The organism is Caballeronia jiangsuensis (genome assembly GCF_046030135.1).
Classification (GTDB): domain Bacteria; phylum Pseudomonadota; class Gammaproteobacteria; order Burkholderiales; family Burkholderiaceae; genus Caballeronia; species Caballeronia jiangsuensis.
Map to the genome: position 1 here is coordinate 12,754 of NZ_JAQQDB010000027.1, position 17,590 is coordinate 30,343.

16 protein-coding genes and 1 tRNA gene are annotated in these 17,590 nt (G+C 64.5%); 11 read left to right on the forward strand and 6 right to left on the reverse strand.

What is annotated here, in order from left to right; all coding sequences use genetic code 11:
* Positions 1 to 324: 324 nt before the first annotated feature.
* From PQR08_RS25435 to PQR08_RS25445, 3 genes are read left to right on the forward strand one after another with little or no spacing between them, the layout of a single operon-like run.
* Complete coding sequence (locus PQR08_RS25435) at positions 325 to 1,923, forward strand: UbiD family decarboxylase (protein ID WP_250483244.1); 1,599 nt, start codon at positions 325 to 327, stop codon at positions 1,921 to 1,923.
* The gene (locus PQR08_RS25440) at positions 1,920 to 2,915 is read left to right on the forward strand and encodes an asparaginase (RefSeq protein ID WP_250483243.1); all 996 of its coding nucleotides are present in this window, start codon (positions 1,920 to 1,922) and stop codon (positions 2,913 to 2,915) included. Before PQR08_RS25435 ends, PQR08_RS25440 begins: the two co-directional genes overlap by 4 nt.
* Before the next feature lie 4 nt (positions 2,916 to 2,919).
* Positions 2,920 to 3,588 carry a LysE family translocator gene (locus PQR08_RS25445; RefSeq protein ID WP_238210106.1) on the forward strand — a complete coding sequence of 223 codons (669 nt, stop codon included), beginning with the start codon at positions 2,920 to 2,922 and terminating at the stop codon, positions 3,586 to 3,588.
* A gap of 10 nt (positions 3,589 to 3,598) precedes the next feature.
* On the opposite strand, the gene PQR08_RS25450 is transcribed toward PQR08_RS25445, so the two are convergent.
* The 3 genes from PQR08_RS25450 to PQR08_RS25460 form a co-directional block, all read right to left on the reverse strand.
* Positions 3,599 to 4,564 (reverse strand): threo-3-hydroxy-L-aspartate ammonia-lyase, encoded by a 966-nt coding sequence (locus tag PQR08_RS25450; protein WP_238288165.1) that lies wholly within the window; start codon positions 4,562 to 4,564, stop codon positions 3,599 to 3,601.
* A 128-nt stretch (positions 4,565 to 4,692) separates the two neighbouring features.
* On the reverse strand, positions 4,693 to 4,998 hold the full coding sequence (locus PQR08_RS25455; protein ID WP_250483242.1) for a hypothetical protein: 306 nt from the start codon (positions 4,996 to 4,998) through the stop codon (positions 4,693 to 4,695).
* Between the two features lie 338 nt (positions 4,999 to 5,336).
* Positions 5,337 to 5,498, reverse strand: a complete 162-nt coding sequence (locus tag PQR08_RS25460) for a hypothetical protein (RefSeq protein ID WP_016344705.1) — start codon at positions 5,496 to 5,498, stop codon at positions 5,337 to 5,339.
* A 789-nt stretch (positions 5,499 to 6,287) separates the two neighbouring features.
* Here PQR08_RS25460 and PQR08_RS25465 point away from each other — a divergent pair.
* The 3 genes from PQR08_RS25465 (at position 6,288) to trmB (ending at position 7,800) form a co-directional block, all read left to right on the forward strand.
* Positions 6,288 to 6,848 carry a YggT family protein gene (locus PQR08_RS25465; RefSeq protein ID WP_035505394.1) on the forward strand — a complete coding sequence of 187 codons (561 nt, stop codon included), beginning with the start codon at positions 6,288 to 6,290 and terminating at the stop codon, positions 6,846 to 6,848.
* A 54-nt stretch (positions 6,849 to 6,902) separates the two neighbouring features.
* Positions 6,903 to 6,977 (forward strand) — tRNA-Gly (locus tag PQR08_RS25470).
* 76 nt (positions 6,978 to 7,053) lie between these two features.
* Positions 7,054 to 7,800: a tRNA (guanosine(46)-N7)-methyltransferase TrmB gene (gene trmB / locus PQR08_RS25475; protein ID WP_250483241.1), complete on the forward strand. Its 747-nt coding sequence runs from the start codon at positions 7,054 to 7,056 to the stop codon at positions 7,798 to 7,800.
* Positions 7,801 to 7,869: 69 nt separating this feature from the next.
* Here trmB and PQR08_RS25480 read toward each other — a convergent pair whose 3' ends face one another.
* From PQR08_RS25480 to PQR08_RS25490, 3 genes are all read right to left on the reverse strand, one after another.
* Complete coding sequence (locus tag PQR08_RS25480) at positions 7,870 to 8,703, reverse strand: undecaprenyl-diphosphate phosphatase (protein ID WP_187607207.1); 834 nt, start codon at positions 8,701 to 8,703, stop codon at positions 7,870 to 7,872.
* 63 nt (positions 8,704 to 8,766) lie between these two features.
* Complete coding sequence (locus tag PQR08_RS25485; RefSeq protein WP_250483240.1) at positions 8,767 to 9,360, reverse strand: DUF1439 domain-containing protein; 594 nt, start codon at positions 9,358 to 9,360, stop codon at positions 8,767 to 8,769.
* A 69-nt stretch (positions 9,361 to 9,429) separates the two neighbouring features.
* Complete coding sequence (locus PQR08_RS25490; protein WP_035505380.1) at positions 9,430 to 9,717, reverse strand: YkgJ family cysteine cluster protein; 288 nt, start codon at positions 9,715 to 9,717, stop codon at positions 9,430 to 9,432.
* A gap of 136 nt (positions 9,718 to 9,853) precedes the next feature.
* Here PQR08_RS25490 and hemN point away from each other — a divergent pair, with 136 nt between their 5' ends.
* The 5 genes from hemN to xdhB all read left to right on the forward strand — a co-directional run bounded on the left by hemN (position 9,854) and on the right by xdhB (position 17,560).
* Complete coding sequence (gene hemN, locus PQR08_RS25495; protein WP_250483239.1) at positions 9,854 to 11,236, forward strand: oxygen-independent coproporphyrinogen III oxidase; 1,383 nt, start codon at positions 9,854 to 9,856, stop codon at positions 11,234 to 11,236.
* 149 nt (positions 11,237 to 11,385) lie between these two features.
* Positions 11,386 to 12,765: an amidase gene (locus tag PQR08_RS25500; protein WP_250483238.1), complete on the forward strand. Its 1,380-nt coding sequence runs from the start codon at positions 11,386 to 11,388 to the stop codon at positions 12,763 to 12,765.
* A 143-nt stretch (positions 12,766 to 12,908) separates the two neighbouring features.
* Entirely contained in the window at positions 12,909 to 13,427 is a 519-nt protein-coding gene (locus PQR08_RS25505) for a disulfide bond formation protein B (RefSeq protein ID WP_250483399.1), read from the forward strand.
* A gap of 276 nt (positions 13,428 to 13,703) precedes the next feature.
* The gene (xdhA, locus tag PQR08_RS25510; protein WP_250483237.1) at positions 13,704 to 15,212 is read left to right on the forward strand and encodes a xanthine dehydrogenase small subunit; all 1,509 of its coding nucleotides are present in this window, start codon (positions 13,704 to 13,706) and stop codon (positions 15,210 to 15,212) included.
* On the forward strand, positions 15,209 to 17,560 hold the full coding sequence (xdhB, locus tag PQR08_RS25515) for a xanthine dehydrogenase molybdopterin binding subunit (protein ID WP_408162761.1): 2,352 nt from the start codon (positions 15,209 to 15,211) through the stop codon (positions 17,558 to 17,560). The genes xdhA and xdhB overlap by 4 nt, the downstream gene beginning before the upstream one ends.
* The last annotated feature ends 30 nt before the right edge of the window (positions 17,561 to 17,590 follow it).

The following is a 17,590-nucleotide window of genomic DNA, read 5'->3' on the forward strand; positions in this document are numbered from 1 at the left end:
AGCGGCGCAGGCGACGCATGTTGCGTCAAGAAAGACCTGAGGCGAAGGTAAAAAGTTTCAAAACCTGCAAGAGATGCGAGCTGATTCTATCAGGGTTTAATTATCCGTCAATGCTAAAGACTTGTGTTTCAATTACTTACAGTTATATTGAACAGCGTTCAGAGCCCGAAAACCACGTCTCGCGGGCGATTCCCAGCGGAATTTGCTGAATGTCGCCCAACGCACCGACGCTGTCGCAGGTAAAATCGACAATCGCCTTGCGCGCAGCCGTCCCGCCCGTCGAGCCTCGTGCTCCGGCGCCTTCGAGTCCAATTTCGACCATCGATGAAATACAAAGATCTGCGCGACTTCACTGCCCGCCTCGAGGCGATCGGTGAACTCCGCCGCATTCGGCAGCCCGTTTCCCCCGTTCTCGAAATCACCGAAGTCTCGGATCGCGTGCTACGCGCGGGCGGACCCGCTCTGCTTTTCGAAGCTCCCACGGGCCACACGATGCCCGTGCTCGCCAACCTCTTCGGCACGACGCGGCGCGTCGCGCTCGGCATGGGCATCGAAACCGAAGCGCAGAGCGGCGCCGATGTCAGCCTCGGCAGCGATGTCGCCGCGCTGAGTTCGCTGCGCGACGTCGGCAGGCTGCTTTCCGCGCTCAAGGAACCCGAGCCGCCGAGAGGCCTGAAGGACGCGGGCAAGCTGCTCTCGCTCGCGAAGGCCGTGTGGGACATGGCGCCGAAGTCGGTCAGCGCGCCGCCTTGCCAGGAAGTGGTGTGGGAAGGCCAGGACGTCGATCTCAACCGGTTGCCGATCCAGACATGCTGGCCCGGCGACGCCGGACCGCTGCTCACCTGGGGCCTCACCGTCACGCGCGGACCGAACAAGCCGCGCCAGAATCTCGGCATCTATCGGCAGCAGCTCATCGGGCGCAACAAGCTCATCATGCGCTGGCTCGCGCATCGCGGCGGCGCGCTCGACTTCCGCGAATTCGCGCTTGCGAATCCCGGCAAGCCGTATCCGGTGGCGGTCGTGCTCGGCGCCGATCCCGCGACGATCCTCGGCGCCGTGACGCCCGTACCCGATTCGTTGTCCGAATATCAGTTCGCGGGCCTCTTGCGCGGCTCGCGCACCGAGCTCGCGAAGTGCCTGACGCCGGGCGTCGATACGCTTCAGGTGCCGGCGCGCGCCGAGATCGTGCTCGAAGGCTTCATCTATCCGCAGGACGGCACGCCGCCGCCCGCGCCCGAAGGCGCGCCGCCGCGTCCATCGGCGTCCGCGGCGGCGAAATACGAACACGCGCTCGAAGGGCCGTACGGCGATCACACCGGCTACTACAACGAGCAGGAGTGGTTTCCGGTCTTCACCGTCGAAAAGATCACGATGCGCCGCGACGCGCTGTTCCATTCCACCTACACCGGCAAGCCGCCCGACGAGCCCGCAGTGCTCGGCGTCGCGCTGAACGAAGTGTTCGTGCCGCTCCTGCAGAAGCAGTTCACCGAGATCACCGATTTCTATCTGCCGCCCGAAGGCTGCAGCTATCGGATGGCCATCGTGCAGATGAAGAAGAGCTACCCCGGCCACGCGAAGCGCGTGATGTTCGGCGTGTGGAGCTTCCTGCGGCAGTTCATGTATACGAAGTTCATCGTCGTGGTGGATGAAGACGTGAACGTGCGCGACTGGAAAGAAGTCATCTGGGCCATCACGACGCGAGTCGATCCGACGCGCGACACCGTGATGGTCGACAACACGCCGATCGACTATCTCGATTTCGCGTCGCCGGTGGCGGGCCTCGGCTCGAAGATGGGACTCGATGCGACCAATAAATGGCCCGGCGAAACGAATCGCGAGTGGGGCCGCCCGATCGTCATGGATGAAGCGGTGAAGCGTCGCGTCGATGCGCTGTGGGCTGAAATCGGACTGGATAAATCATGATCGCGGCCACGCTTTATCGAGGCGATGTCATCGAGAACACGCACGCGGCGCACGTCGCCGTCGTCGATGCGAACGGGCGCCTCGTGCATTCCTTCGGCGATCCTCATCGCGTGACGTTGCCGCGCTCGGCGGCGAAGCCCGCGCAGGCGCTCGCGGTCATCGAAACGGGCGCGCTCGAGCGCTTCGGCTTCACCGACGAAGACCTCGCGCTGATGTGCGGATCGCATAGCAGCGAGCCGCGTCATATCGAGCGCGCGCTCGCGATGCTCGGCAAATCGAACGCGAGCGAAAGCGATCTGCGCTGCGGCGGCCATCCGCCAATATCGGACGCCGTGTTCAAGGACTGGATCAGGCGCGACTTCACGCCGACCGCCGCGTGCAGCAACTGTTCCGGCAAGCACGCCGGCATGCTCGCGGGCGCCCGGGCGATGAACGCGCCGCTCGCTGATTACCACTTGCCCGATCATCCGCTGCAGGCGCGCGTGAAGCACACCGTCGCGCGCGCGGTCGATCTCGCCGACGACGACGTGCAATGGGCCATCGATGGCTGCAATCTGCCGACGCCCGCGTTCCCGCTCGAACGTCTCGCGCGACTCTACGTGAAGATCGCCGCCGCGCCCGAAGGCTCGCCGCTCGCGCGCATCCATCGCGCGATGACGTCGCATCCGGAACTCGTCGCGGGCGAAGGACGCTTCTGTACGCTGTTGATGCAGGCGTTCGGCGGAGCGCTCGTCGGCAAGACGGGCGCGGATGCGAGCTATGCGATCGGCGTGCGCCGCGATGAAGGTCCGATCGGCATCGCGGTGAAGGTCGAGGACGGCAACACGTCGGTGCTCAACGCGGTCGTCGTCCATGTGCTCGATACGCTCGGCATCGGCACGCAACAGCAGCGCGACGCGCTCGCCGCCTTCCGCAATCCGCCCACGCGCAACACGATGAACGTGCCGACCGGCCGTCTCGACGTGAGCTTCCCGCTTCACAACCATCAATAAAAATATGCACTCGTGGTCGTTGCTGTCGGACGGTTTTTTTCTGTCGCTGTCGCTGTGTCTGGATATCGGGATCGCGAATGTCGCGATCATTTCGCTCGCGCTGTCGCACGGCTTCAAACCGGGGCTCGTGCTCGGCCTGGGAACGTGTTTCGGCGATCTCGTCTACGCGATGCTCGCGCTCGCGGGCATGTCGGCGCTGCTGCAGTTTTCCGCGGTGCGCTGGGTCGTGTGGATCGGCGGCGCGATCGTGCTGCTCTTCCTGACGTGGAAGATGGCGCGTGAGGCGCTCAATCCCGCGTCCGCGCCGCCCGTCGAAGGCGAAGCGGATCTCACCGTGCCGCGTCCCGGCCACTTGAAAAGCTTCTTGCGGGGATGCCTGCTCGCGGTGTCGTCGCCGAGCGCGATCCTGTGGTTCGCGGCGGTCGGCGGCGCGCTCATCGCCAAGTCCGGCGCGACGAGCCCCGTCTCCGCGTCCGTGTTTCTGATCGGTTTCTTCTGCGGCGGACTCGGCTGGACGATCTTCATCTGCACGCTCGCGAGCCACGGCAGAAAGCGCGCCGGAACCCGGCTCCTGCGCGCGTGCCACGTGATGTCCGCCGTGCTCTTCGCGTACTTCGCGTACAGCGTGATCGTCAACGGCTACCGCGATCTGATCGTCAACGCGACTTCATGACGATGCGGCGTCACGCGACGAACTGAGCGAGCTTCGCGAGATCGACGTTGCCGCCCGACACGATCACGCCCACCCGCTTGCCTTCGACCGGCACGACCTTCTGCAGCACGGCCGCCGCCGCGAGACAGCCGGTCGGTTCGACGACCATCTTCATGCGTTGCGCGAAGAAGCGCAGCGTCTCGATCAACTGCGCGTCGCTCACGGTGACGATCCGGTCGACGTGACGCTGGATGATCGGGAAGTTGTATTCGCCGACATGCGTGGACGCGGCGCCATCGGCGATCGTGCGCGGCACGTCGATATGCACGATCTCGCCGCGCGCGAGCGATTGCTGCGCGTCGTTGCCCGCTTCCGGCTCGACGCCGATCACCTTGCAGTCCGGCGACAGCGCCGCCGCCGCGAGCGCGCATCCGCCGATAAGTCCGCCGCCGCCCAGGCACACGAACAGATAATCGAGCGGACCGGTTTCCTCGATCAGTTCCTTCGCCGACGTGCCCTGCCCCGCGATCACATGCGGATGATCGTAGGGCGGAATCAGCGTCATGCCGCGCTCCTCGGCGAGCTTGCGGCCGATTTCCTCGCGGTTCTGCGTGTAGCGGTCGTACGTGATCACTTCGCCGCCGTAACCGCGCGTCGCTTCCATCTTCGCGGCGGGCGCGTCCTCGGGCATCACGATCGTCGCGCGGATGCCGGCGAGCTTCGCGGACAGCGCAATCGCCTGCGCATGATTGCCCGACGAATAGGTGATCACGCCCGCGGCGCGCTGCCGATCGTCGAAATGCGAGAGCGCGTTGTACGCGCCGCGAAACTTGAACGCACCCATGCGCTGGAAGTTTTCGCACTTGAAAAACAGCGACGCGCCCGCGATGGCATCGGCGGTGCGGGAAGTCAGGACGGGCGTACGATGGGCGACGCCTTCGATGCGCCGGGCGGCATCGGCGACGTCATCGAAAGTCGGGGCGGGAAGAGAGGACATTGGCGTGAGAGCGCGACGTGAAAGGATCACCATTCTCCCAGTTCCATCAGCGGAATTCAAAAGCGCCCTTCAAACAAAAAAGGCGATGCCAACTCGCATCGCCTTTTTGGATTCGTCGCTCGGACGGATCAGTAGCGCCAGCCCGGACCGTGACGGTAATAGCCGTGATGCCGGTAGTATGGACGGCCGTAGTAGCCATAGCCACCGCCGTAGCCACCCACGACCACGGCGGGCGGCGGCGCGTACACCACGGGCGGCGGCGGCGCGACATATACCGGCTGCGGCGGAACCACATAGACAGGTGCAGGCGGCGCGGCATAGACCGGATAGGCCGGCACCCCGATGCCCACGCCAATTGAAACGTGCGCCTGCGCGGCACCGACGAAACCGGCACCGAGCGCACCAGCAACCAACAAACCACCGAGCTTTTTCACTTTCGTTCTCCTCGCCGCTTCGCGTGTTGGCCGATTCCCACGGCTCACGAGCGACGGTATGAGATCAATTTATCGAAAAACACGGTCGGTCGCAGGAGCCATTTGTTGCAAATTGCAAGTTCCTTAACGCCGGCGTGGATTTGAAAGGCCGGCGTCGCCCGCAAGTGCGTCCGGATCGGCCGTTCGGCGGAGGTCTGCGCCCTGTTCGCGACGTTGCGCGGTTCGAGCGCTTAAAACCGCGTAACTTATATTTACAAATGAACGAAAAAGCCCCGCCGGACAATGCATCCGGCGGGGCTCTTAATGTATTGCGCGAAAGTCTTAAAACGACGCGAGTTTTAGCCGACTTTCACATAAGCGAATTCACGCGTGACGTTTGGCGGAACATACGCCCCACCGATCACAACCCGGGGCGTCAGGCGCTTTTTCTGGTCCCACCAGCGACGCCGCTGGGCCTGGCTCAAGAATCGCAGATGCTTTCGATAAGAGAAAATGCTCATGGCGACCTCCGAACGTAGCGAATGAAACCTGAAGGGAGAGCGACGGCCTCAGGCCGCATGCCGTCTCCCGCTGAATCCGTGTTCTGTTTAGTATTGAGCGCCTGTCCGTTCCTCGATGTTCGCAAAGAAACCAATCTTTCACGTCGATGTGCGTCTAACCACACACAGCAGAAAATATGCCCTTTGGGGCCGGGGAAAAGCTGCCAATAGAAACAATAGCGCGCTGCACGACGATTCGCTCTTTCGCTATCCGTATTTATATCCTGCCAGTTTTGCGTGAAATGCGCCTTTTCGCGATCGTCTCAAATTGGCAACACTAGGGTTTTCAGATGCTGGCGTCGGGTGCCCAAACCGACCGCGTCAACGACTTTCACTTGCCTTTCATGTGATTGTCCGGAGAATCGCTTCCGCCACGTGCGACAACGTCCCCAAGCCGCATTAAAGCCATGTTATGGTGACGTCCGGCACCCCATCAGGCACGCCTGCTGGGCGGGGAATTCGAGTCGCCGCATGCAGTGAATCGCGAAGCTTCATCGAACGGCACGGGTGCATTCGCGCGGATCGCGCACGATGCGCCGCGCACCGCGTTGGCTTCGGCACGATATTCAAGTCCAGAGAACGAACAATGATCAAGGTCAGCATTCCCGATTCGCGCCGCACAGGCGGCCGCCGCTCCGAGACCACCATCAGGCGGATCTTCGCCCGCTAGCGCCTCCGCTTCCCTTCACTTTTCGTCAATACGACCCGGCGCAAGTCGCGACACTGCGCACGCATCCTAGAGGACCCGAGATGTTCGGCGATATCGCCCGTTTTCTGCTCAACACCCTGTTCACCCTGTTCGGCGCGGCGCTCCTGCTGCGCGCGTGGATTCAGGTCGTGCGCATGCCGCCCTACAACCCCGTTTCGAACGCCGTGATGCAGGCGACCAACTGGATCGTCCTGCCGCTGCGCAAGATCCTGCCTGGCGGAAAGATCGACTGGGCAAGCATTGTCGCGGCGTTCATCGCATCGGCTGTGTACGTGACGCTGATGGTCGTGCTCGCGGGCGTCGATCCGACGCTCATGGTGCCGATCCTCCTGCTCGTCGCGCTGCTGACCGTCGTCAAGTGGGCGCTGAATCTGATCATCTGGGTGACGATCCTGATGGCGCTGCTTTCATGGCTCAATCCGCAATCGCCGGCGATGCCGCTGCTCTATCAGATCACCGCGCCGTTCCTCGATCCGCTGCGGCGCATTCTGCCGCGGCTCGGCGGCATCGATCTTTCGCCGATCCTGCTGTTCGTGATCGTGCAGGTGCTGTTGATGGTCGTGACGCGCGTCGCCGTATCGATGACGCTGTTCGGGATCTGAGCCGCCGGCGCAATTGCGCCTCGCGGCGCGTTGCGCTTACAATAGCCGCCTCATGCGGGCGTCGTATAATGGCCATTACCGTAGCTTCCCAAGCTACAGACGTGGGTTCGATTCCCATCGCCCGCTCCAGAAATCCAGCGAAAGCCGCCCCGAGTCACGTTTGGGCGGCTTTTTAGTTTCGCGCATCTGTTTCCAGCATCGCCTCATGAACCACGATCCACAGGACGACGCCGGCGCCGACGGCAACGATCAGCCCCACGTCAACATCGCCGAGAATGCCACGCTGCGCCATCGCCGCATCCGCAGTTTCGTCACGCGCGCGGGCCGTGTATCGCCGGGCCAGCAGCGCGCAATCGACGATCTCGGTCCGCGCTACGTCGTGCCCTACACGCCGCAGCCCGGCGACTGGGATGCACTCTTCGGCCGGCAGGCGCCGCGCGTGCTGGAGATCGGCTTCGGCATGGGCGCGACCACGGCGGAGATCGCGGCCGCGCGTCCCGGCGATGACTTCATCGGCGTGGAAGTGCATGAGCCTGGCGTCGGCGCGCTGCTCAAGCTGATCGGCGAGCAAGGGCTCGGCAATATCCGCATTCTTCAGCACGACGCCGTGGAAGTGCTCGAACACATGATCGCGCCCGACAGTCTCGACGGCGTGCACATCTATTTCCCCGATCCGTGGCACAAGGCGCGTCATCACAAGCGCCGCCTGATCCAGCCGAAGTTCGTCGCGCTGCTCGTGTCGCGCATGAAGCCGGGCGGCTATATCCATCTGGCGACCGACTGGCAGAACTATGCCGAGCAGATGCTCGAAGTCCTGTCCGCCGAGCCTGCGCTGGAAAACACCGCGGACGGCTACGCGCCGCGTCCCGAGTTCCGTCCGGTCACGAAGTTCGAGCGACGCGGCCTGCGGCTCGGGCACGGCGTGTGGGACCTGATGTTCCGCCGCCGCTAAAGCGCCGCGCACAAAGGACAACGCCACGGCAAGCCGTGGCGTTTTGCATGGTGCGCGGCGAAAGCGCGGTCAGTCGGCCCAGCTCAGGCCGCCGCTATATCCGACGATCAGGATCAGCAGGCCGAAGCCGATGCGATACCACGCGAACGCGGTGAAATCGTGCGACGCGACGTAGCGCAGCAGCCAGCGCACGCAGACGAAGGCGCTGACGAAGGCCGCGACGAGACCGATCGCGAACAGCCCGAAATCGTCCACGGTCAGCGTGCGCCAGTACTTGGCCATTTCGTAGAGCGTCGCGCCGAAGATGATCGGAATGGCGAGGAAAAACGAAAACTCCGTGGCGACGCGTCGTTCGAGTCCGAACAGCATCCCGCCGATGATCGTCGCGCCGGAACGCGAAGTGCCCGGAATCAGCGCGAAGCATTGCGCGAGACCGACCTTGAAGGCATCGGAGTAGGAAAGATCATCGACGGAATGTACGCGCGGGGCGACGGCGCGTTCGCGCTGGCGCGACTCCGCCCACAAAATCACGATGCCGCCGACGATCAGCGCCACCGACACCGGCACCGGCGAGAACAGCACCGACTTGATGCCCTTCTCGAAAAGCAGACCGAGGACGATGGCCGGAATCGTCGCGATGATCACGTTCAGCGTGAAGCGCCGCGCGTCGGCGCGCACGGGCAGGCCCGTGACCACGGAGCCGATCTTCGCGCGATATTCCCAGCAGATGGCGAGAATGGCGCCGAACTGGATGACGACATCGAAGGTTTTCGATTGGGCGTCGGTGAAATTCAGCAAGCTGCCCGCCACGATCAGATGCCCCGTGCTCGAAACCGGCAAAAATTCGGTCAAGCCCTCCACGACGCCCAGAATGAGCGCCTTCACCATCAATATCCAGTCCATCCGTTCAGCCCTTGTCGCCGTTATCGCCGTTGCTTGTGGAGCACATTGCGCAGAGATTTCGACTCACTTCTCAACAATCTGCACACGTATGCCGTTTGTAAGGACTGTGATTGTACCGGGTTCGTAAGACACGCCGGCGAACTGGAGTTCCTCGGGCTTGAACGTGTGAATCGGATAGCGGTCGAGCAGCTGCGCCGCGAGTTGCGCGCCGACCGACGCAATCTGTTGGTTGTACTGCGCGGCGTCACCACTGAACTGCGCATTGTCAACGGATGGTGAAACGAGAATGACCGAACGGCTCGGCACGTCGTAGGCGAGTTGCGTCGAGAGCGTGAACGCACCGATCACCGGATTCGGCATGAAGGGCGTGGACAGACGCGCATCGACCCGCACCGTCACGCGATTGCGATCCGGCGCCATGCCGACGACCGGATTGCTCAGGACGACATCGAATATCTGGGAAGCCGTGCGTTGCAGCGGGAACTTGCGCGCGACCGCTTCCTGCACCTGCTGCGTCGAAAATGTGTAGTGATCCGGAATGAAGGGGAATATCGAGTTCGAGGCGGATCGAGCCTCCGATGTGAATGCGAGTGCCGACAGGGACAACAGTCCTGCGAGCACGAACCGGCGCCGCAGCGGCGCGACGGGTTCCGTCATGCGTAATCCTCCAAAGCATTATTCAAGTCTGCGCCGCGTGGCGCGGTTCGGAACTTCGACTGCCGATCGTCAAGACAGTTGCGTGGGCCGCGTCTGCGCTTCCAGTCGTTCGATCCACGTCAACGCGTATTCGCGCGTCTCGCCGCACATCTCGCCGGACGGCTGCAAACCGGAACAACACGCCGGCCTGCGCGGATCGCCGAAAATCCTGCAGCGCAGATCATCGCCCAGTTGAACGCAACGCTCGCCCGCGCGCTTGCCATGCGGCATCCCCGGAATCGGGCTCGAAATCGAAGGCGCGATGCAGCACGCACCGCACGCTTCCCGGCAGGCATGAGACGAAGAATCGATCGACATGGCGACACTTACCGCGCAAAAAGAAGCGATATTGTCCCACGCCTCATCCTTGCGCTTCGTCAAATCGCTGCGACCGTATCACGCGATTGTTGCGCTCATCGGCCAACTACACTCGGACGATTCCCAGAGATCCGTCATGACTGCCGCCGCTCCGTTCTTTCGTCCCGATCTGCTCGCGCGTTACGATGCGCACGGCCCGCGCTACACGTCCTATCCAACCGCCGTCCAGTTCACCGAAGCGTTCGACCCCGCGCATTATCGCGAAGCCGCGCGCAAGGCGAAAGCGAACGCCGATCTCTCGCTGTACTTCCACATCCCGTTCTGCGACACCGTCTGCTTCTACTGCGGCTGCAACAAGATCGCGACGAAAAATCGCGCGCACGCACGCCCCTATCTCGACCGGATGAAGCGCGAACTCGCCTTGCAGGACGCGCTCTTCGACACCTCGCGTCCGGTCACGCAGCTTCACTGGGGCGGCGGCACGCCGACCTTCCTCTCGCACGACGAGATGGCCGAACTGATGTCCGCGACGCGCGAGCATTTCAATCTCGTCGCCGACCAGCGCGCCGAATATTCGATCGAGGTCGATCCGCGCGAGGCATCGCCGGCGACCATCGCGTTGCTGCGCGAGCTTGGCTTCAACCGATTGAGCCTCGGCGTGCAGGACTTCGACGAGCGCGTGCAGCGCGCCGTCAATCGCATCCAGCCGCGTGAAATGACGGAGACGGTGCTCGACGCCGCGCGCAGGAACGGTTTCAAGTCCGTGAGCGTCGATCTGATCTACGGGCTGCCGCATCAGAGCGTCGAGAGCTTTTCGCGCACGCTCGACGCGATCATCGATCTGAAACCCGATCGCGTGTCCGTGTTCGGCTATGCGCACATGCCGTCGCTCTTCAAGATGCAGCGGCAGATCGACGAAAGCGCGCTGCCCTCGCCCGCCGTGCGCCTCGCGATTCTCGAACGCGTGATCGCGCGCATGTGCGATGCAGGTTACGTGTACATCGGCATGGATCATTTCGCGCTGCCCGGCGACGAGCTCGCGCGCGCGTTCGAAGCCGGCACGCTGCAGCGCAACTTTCAGGGCTACAGCACGCGCGCGGATTGCGATCTGATCGGCATCGGCGCGTCGTCGATCGGCAAGATTGGCGATGTTTACGCGCAAAACGCGCGCGAGCTCGCCGATTACACCGCCGCGATCGATGCGGGCGAACTCGCCATCACGCGCGGCGTGCGCCTTTGCGCCGACGACGAACTCCGCCGCGACGTCATCATGCGTCTCATGTGCGGCGGCGAGCTGCGTTTCGACGATGTCGCGAGGACGCACGGCATCGAATTCCCAACCGCTTTCGCCGATGAACTCGCGCGCCTCGCGCCGATGGCGAACGACGGCCTCATCGACCTCTCGCACGACGCGATCCGCGTTCTGCCCGCCGGACGCATGCTGGTGCGCAACGTCGCGTCGGTATTCGACCGTTATCTGGGACAGGCGAGCCTGCGCCGTTTCTCGCGCACGATCTGAGCGGTGTTCGATCGGCGTCGGTGGCTTAGAATGACAGCCACCTTGGACGCCCCAAGTTTGCGACACGGCGCGCCCATCCACTCACTGCCGATGCGAAGCGCCGGGCGTGCCCGGCCTTCTCGCATGAGGCAACGCCACTGCCCGACGCCATGCCCACCACTTCGCCGCAGTTCGCCCCGCTTGCCCAACTCGCCGCCGATCTGAAAAGCGGCCGCACGACGAGCCGCGCGCTCGTCGAGGCGGCGCTCGAACGTATCGCCGATCCTGCCGGCCAGGGCTCGACCGTCTTCCTCCATGTCGATGCCGAACACGCCCGCGCCGCCGCCGATGCCCACGACGCGCTGCGCCGCGCCGGCACCGTGCTTTCGCCGCTCGCGGGCATTCCGGTGTCGATCAAGGATCTCTTCGATATCGAAGGCGAAGTGACGCGCGCCGGCTCGAAAGCGCTGCGCGATGCGCCTCCCGCCAAGGCCGACGCCATCGCTGTCGCACGCCTGCGCCGCGCGGGCGCGGTGATCGTCGGGCGCACCAACATGAGCGAGTTCGCCTTCTCCGGTCTCGGACTGAACCCGCATTACGGCACGCCGCGTTCCCCGTGGCATGCCGACGTGCCGGGCGACGCGCGCATCGCGGGTGGGTCGTCGTCGGGTGCGGCGGCGTCGGTCGCGGACGGCATGGCCGCCGTCGCGCTCGGCACCGACACCGGCGGTTCCATCCGCATTCCCGCCGCGCTGTGCGGCCTCACGGGCTTCAAGCCGACCGCGAGCCGCATTCCGAAGCAAGGCGGCGTGCCGCTCTCGAAGACGCTCGATTCGTTCGGGCCGATCGGCATGTCGGTCGCGTGCTGCGCGCTCGTCGACCGCATTCTCGCCGGACGCGACCCCGGCGTGCCCGCGACGCGCCCGCTCGACGGTGTGCGCCTCGGCGTGCTCACGAACTACGTGACCGATGGCGTCGAATCTCCCGTCGCGAGCGCGGTCGCTGCGGCGATCAATCATCTGGCCGCCGCGGGCGCGCTGGTGGAAGACGTGCGCTTCGCGCCGCTGGATCGACTGCCGGAAATCAGCCGCTATCCGCTCGTGGCAATCGAGGCGTATGCGTGGCACCGGAAGCTGATGGCCGAGCGCGGCGACGAATACGATCCGCGCGTGCTCGCGCGTCTGAAGCGCGCGGAAGCGGCGAGCGCGGCCGACTACATCGACTTGTGCGAAGCGCGCGACGCGATGATCGAGGCAGCCCGCACGACGCTCTGGCAGCGGTTCGACGCGATCGTCTGCCCGACGGTGCCGGTGCTGCCGCCGCGCATCGCCGATCTGGAAACCGACGACGACGCCTTCACGCGCACCAATGCGCTGATCCTGCGCAATCCGACCGCCTTCAATTTCCTCGATGCGTGCGCGCTGTCGCTGCCCTGCCATCCACGCGGCGAGGCGCCCGCCGGCCTGATGCTCGCGGGCGCGCCGAACGCCGACGACACCCTGCTGTCGATCGGGCGCGCGGTCGAAGCCGTGCTGGCGACGACGCGCTGAGCGGCCCGAAAACCGTCTGAATATCGCGGCTGATTTTGCGCATCGGGCGTTCGCGCTAGAATTCACCGCGATACCCGCGCAACTCAGGTGCTTCCTTCTCGAATCGTTGCGAAATAATGAACAACTCTTTAAATCACTTCACGATGCATCAGGACGACCGGGTGCTGCGCCGCGAGCGCCGCCTGCTCGTGTTGCTCGGCTTCGTCAGTCTCGGTCTCGTCGGCGGCGCGCTGTATCTGCAATTCTTTCATGGCGAAGATCCCTGCCCGCTGTGCATCATTCAGCGCTATTTTTTCGTGCTGATCGCGATCTTCGCGTTCCTCGGGGCGGCGTTCCGTAACTGGCGCGGCATCGCGCTGCTGGAAACGCTCGTCGCGATTTCCGCGCTCGGCGGACTCGCCACCGCCGTGCGCCACGTGTACGTGCAATCGCATCCCGGCTTCAGTTGCGGTTTCGATGCCCTCCAGCCGATCGTCGATGGTCTGCCGCCCGCAAGCTGGCTGCCGCAGGTGTTCAAGGTCGCGGGGCTGTGCGAAACGCCGTATCCGCCGATCCTCGGTCTGTCGCTGCCGCAATGGTCGCTCATCGCGTTTGCGCTGATTTTCGTGCTGGTCGCGGCAAGCGTTCGGCTGAAGCGCAAACTGCGCACGACGGTCCGGTAAATTATTCCGGGCGGCGACCTCAGCGCGCCGCCCGTTTTCCCCGCTTCGCCGCGCTCTACGCGCTTCCTCCTTTCCCGCATCAGCGCATCCGCATAATCTTGATACGTACCCGGCAATATTTTTGGGATATTGGGGTGTTAAGGTCGTGTCTGGATGGCGATCTACGTGCGCGCAGTCCGTTTCGCTCAAAGGCAGCCTGAGTTTTTTCTCACCGCAACCCATGAAGCGATCGGAAACCGCGTAACGCGCGCCCGGTCCGCAATGTCTTCCTGAATCATGACAACGCAAACCATCCGCTTCCTTCAACGCGGCGCCGTGCGCGAGATCGGCGACGCGCCCGCCACGCGCACGGTGCTTCAGCATCTGCGCGAGGACGCGCTTTGCACCGGCACGAAGGAAGGCTGCGCCGAGGGCGATTGCGGCGCATGCACCGCCGTGATCGGCGAACTCGACGCTTCCGGCGCGCTCGCGCTCAAGGCCGTCAACGCGTGCATCCAGTTTCTGCCGACGCTCGATTCCCGCGCCCTTTTCACCGTCGAAGATCTGCGCGGCGCGGATGGCGCGCTGCATCCGGTGCAGCAGGCGCTCGTCGACTGTCACGGCTCGCAATGCGGGTTTTGCACGCCGGGCTTCGTGATGTCGCTGTGGGCGCTCTATCACCAGCATCCGCGCGATGCAGGCCCGCCGTCGCGCGATGAAATCGCCGCCGCGCTCTCGGGCAATCTGTGCCGCTGCACGGGTTATCGGCCGATCGTCGATGCCGGGCAGCGCATGTTCGAGTATCCGCGTCCGCCCTTCGATGCCGACGCCATCACGCAACAATTGACCGCGCTGAAGCGCGCGCAGACCTTCGAATACCACGCGTCCGATTCTTCCGGTCCGCACACGTTCCACGCGCCCGTCACGCGCGCCGAATTCGCCCGATTGCGCGCCGCGCATCCGAACGCGCGCCTGCTCGCGGGCAGCACCGATGTCGGCCTGTGGGTCACGAAGCAGTTTCGCGATCTCGGCGATGTGCTGTATATCGGCAACGTCGACGAGCTGAAGACGATCGAACGCGACGCGCAAACGCTGACGATCGGCGCGGCGGCCTCGCTCGAAGATGCGTATGCCGCCCTCGCCGCCGACTATCCCGAGCTTGCCGAACTGTGGACGCGCTTCGCGTCGCGGCCGATCCGCAACGCGGGCACGCTCGGCGGCAATGTGGCGAACGGCTCGCCGATCGGCGATTCGATGCCGGCGCTCATCGCGCTGAATGCGGAACTCGTGCTGCAGAAGGCAGATAAAACCCGCACGATGCGCCTCGACGCGTTCTATCTCGGCTATCAGAAGACCGCGCTCGATGCCGGCGAATTCGTCGCGGCGATACGCGTGCCGCGTCCGGTCGCGGCGCTGCGCTTTCGGACCTACAAGGTCTCGAAGCGATACGACCAGGACATTTCGGCGGTGTGCGCGGCGTTCGCGATCAGGCTCGACGAAAGCCATCGCGTGACGGATGCGCGGATCGCGTTCGGCGGCATGGCTGCGACGCCCAAGCGCGCGGCGCAGGCCGAAGCGGCGCTCATCGGCCACGAATGGAACGAAGCGACGGCACGCACCGCGATGGCCGCGCTCGACGCCGATTTCCAGCCGCTCACCGACATGCGCGCATCGAGCGCCTATCGCGCGAAAGTCGCGCGCAACGTGCTTTGGCGGTTCTATCTGGAAACGCGTCCGGACGCTCCGCTCGCGCTTGCCGAAGTGAACGCCTTCGCGTACGGCGCGCACGTGGAGGATGCCCCATGAACCGACTGACCGAACCGATGGTCCTCGACGCCGCCGGGGCCGCGCTGCCGCACGAATCGGCGGCGCTGCACGTGAGCGGCGAAGCGATCTACACCGACGACATCCCCGAGTCGCGCGGCACGCTGCACGCGGCGCTCGGTCTGTCGAGGCACGCGCATGCGCGCATCGTGTCGCTCGATCTGGATGCGGTGCGCGCCGCGCCCGGCGTCGTCGCGGTGCTGACGGCCGCGGATATTCCCGGCGAGAACAATTGCGGTCCGGTGCTGCACGACGATCCGATTCTCGCCACCGATGAAGTGCAGTACCTCGGTCAGCCGGTATTCGCCGTCATCGCCGAGAGTCACGATCTGGCGCGCCGCGCCGCCGCGCTCGCAAAAAGCGAGGATGTCGTACGTTACGAGCCGCTCGAAGCCGTGCTCACGCCGCGCGAAGCGAAGGCGCGCAACCAGTTCGTGCTGCCGCCGCTCCATCTGCGCCGCGGCGACCCGGACGGGCGCATCGCGGCGGCGAAACATCGGCTCGCAGGCGAGTTCGAAGTGGGCGGCCAGGAGCAGTTCTATCTCGAAGGACAGGTCGCCTACGCGCTGCCGAAAGAGCAGGACGGCATGCTCGTCCATAGCTCGACGCAGCATCCGAGCGAGATGCAGCAGGTCGTCGCGCACATGCTCGGCTGGCCGACCCACGCCGTGCTCTGCGAATGCCGGCGCATGGGCGGCGGTTTCGGCGGCAAGGAGTCGCAGTCGGCGCTGTTTGCGTGCGTGGCGTCGCTCGCGGCGCATCTGCTGAAGCGCCCCGTGAAGCTGCGCGCCGATCGCGACGACGACTTCATGATCACCGGCAAGCGTCACGACGCGGTCTACGAATACGAATGCGGCTTCGATGACGACGGCCGCATCGCCGGCGCGCGCGTCGAGATCGCGTTGCGGGCGGGCTATTCGGCGGATCTGTCGGGCGCGGTCGCCACGCGCGCCGTGTGCCATTTCGACAACGCGTACTACCTGAGCGATGTCGACATCCGCGCGCTGTGCTGCAAGACCAACACGCAGTCGAACACCGCGTTTCGCGGCTTCGGCGGCCCGCAGGGCGCGCTCGTGATGGAAGTGATGCTCGACGAGATCGCGCACCGGCTGAAACGCGATCCGCTCGACGTGCGGCGCGCGAATTATTACGGCATCGGCGATCGCGATGTGACGCCTTACGGTCAGCCGGTCGAGGACAACGTGATCGCGGCATTGACCGACGAACTCGTCGCGTCGAGCGAGTACCAGACGCGCCGCGCCGATATCGCCGCGTTCAACGCGAAAGGCGGCGTGCTCCGGCGCGGCATCGCGTTCACGCCGGTCAAGTTCGGCATTTCGTTCAACGTGCCGTTCCTGAATCAGGCGGGCGCGCTCGTGCACGTCTACAAGGACGGCTCCGTGCTCGTCAATCACGGCGGCACGGAAATGGGTCAGGGGCTGAACACGAAAGTCGCGCAGGTCGTCGCGAGCGTGCTCGGCATCGGCTTGCAGCGCGTGCGCGTGACGGCGACGGATACATCGAAGGTCGCGAATACGTCGGCGACGGCGGCATCGACGGGTAGCGACCTGAACGGCAAGGCCGCCGAAGCCGCGGCGCTCACGATCCGCGCGCGTCTCGCCGAACTCGTCGTGAAGCAGCTCGGCGGCAATGCGGCCGATGTGCGTTTTCATGGCGGCGTCGTGGACGTGAACGGCGGACAGATGCCGTTCGATCAGCTCGTCGCGGCCGCGTATCTCGCGCGCGTGCAATTGTGGTCGGACGGTTTCTATTCGACGCCGAAGGTTCACTGGGACGCGAAGACGCTGCAAGGCCATCCGTTTTACTACTTCGCGTATGGGGCGGCGGTATCGGAAGTCGTCGTCGATACGCTCACCGGCGAGTGGAAACTTTTGCGCGCCGATCTGCTGCACGACGCGGGACGCTCGATCAATCCGGCGATCGACATCGGCCAGGTGGAAGGCGGCTACATCCAGGGCATGGGCTGGCTCACGACCGAAGAACTGTGGTGGAATCGCGACGGCCGCCTGATGACGCACGCGCCATCGACCTACAAGATTCCGGCCGTCAGCGACGCGCCCGCGATCTTCAACGTCGCCCTCTTTCGTGACGCCGGAAACGACAACGCCGAGCCGACCGTTTTCCGCTCGAAAGCGGTCGGCGAGCCGCCGCTGTTGCTGGCGTTTTCGGTGCTGCTGGCGATTCGCGCGGCGATCGCATCGGTGGCGCCCGATTCGACCGATGCGCCGAAACTGCGCGCACCGGCGACGCCAGAGGCAATTCTTGACGCGCTGACTGTCGGGGCCGAAGAAGCCGCCCCGGTAAACTAGCGCCTGCGACGACGCACAACGACATTTTTG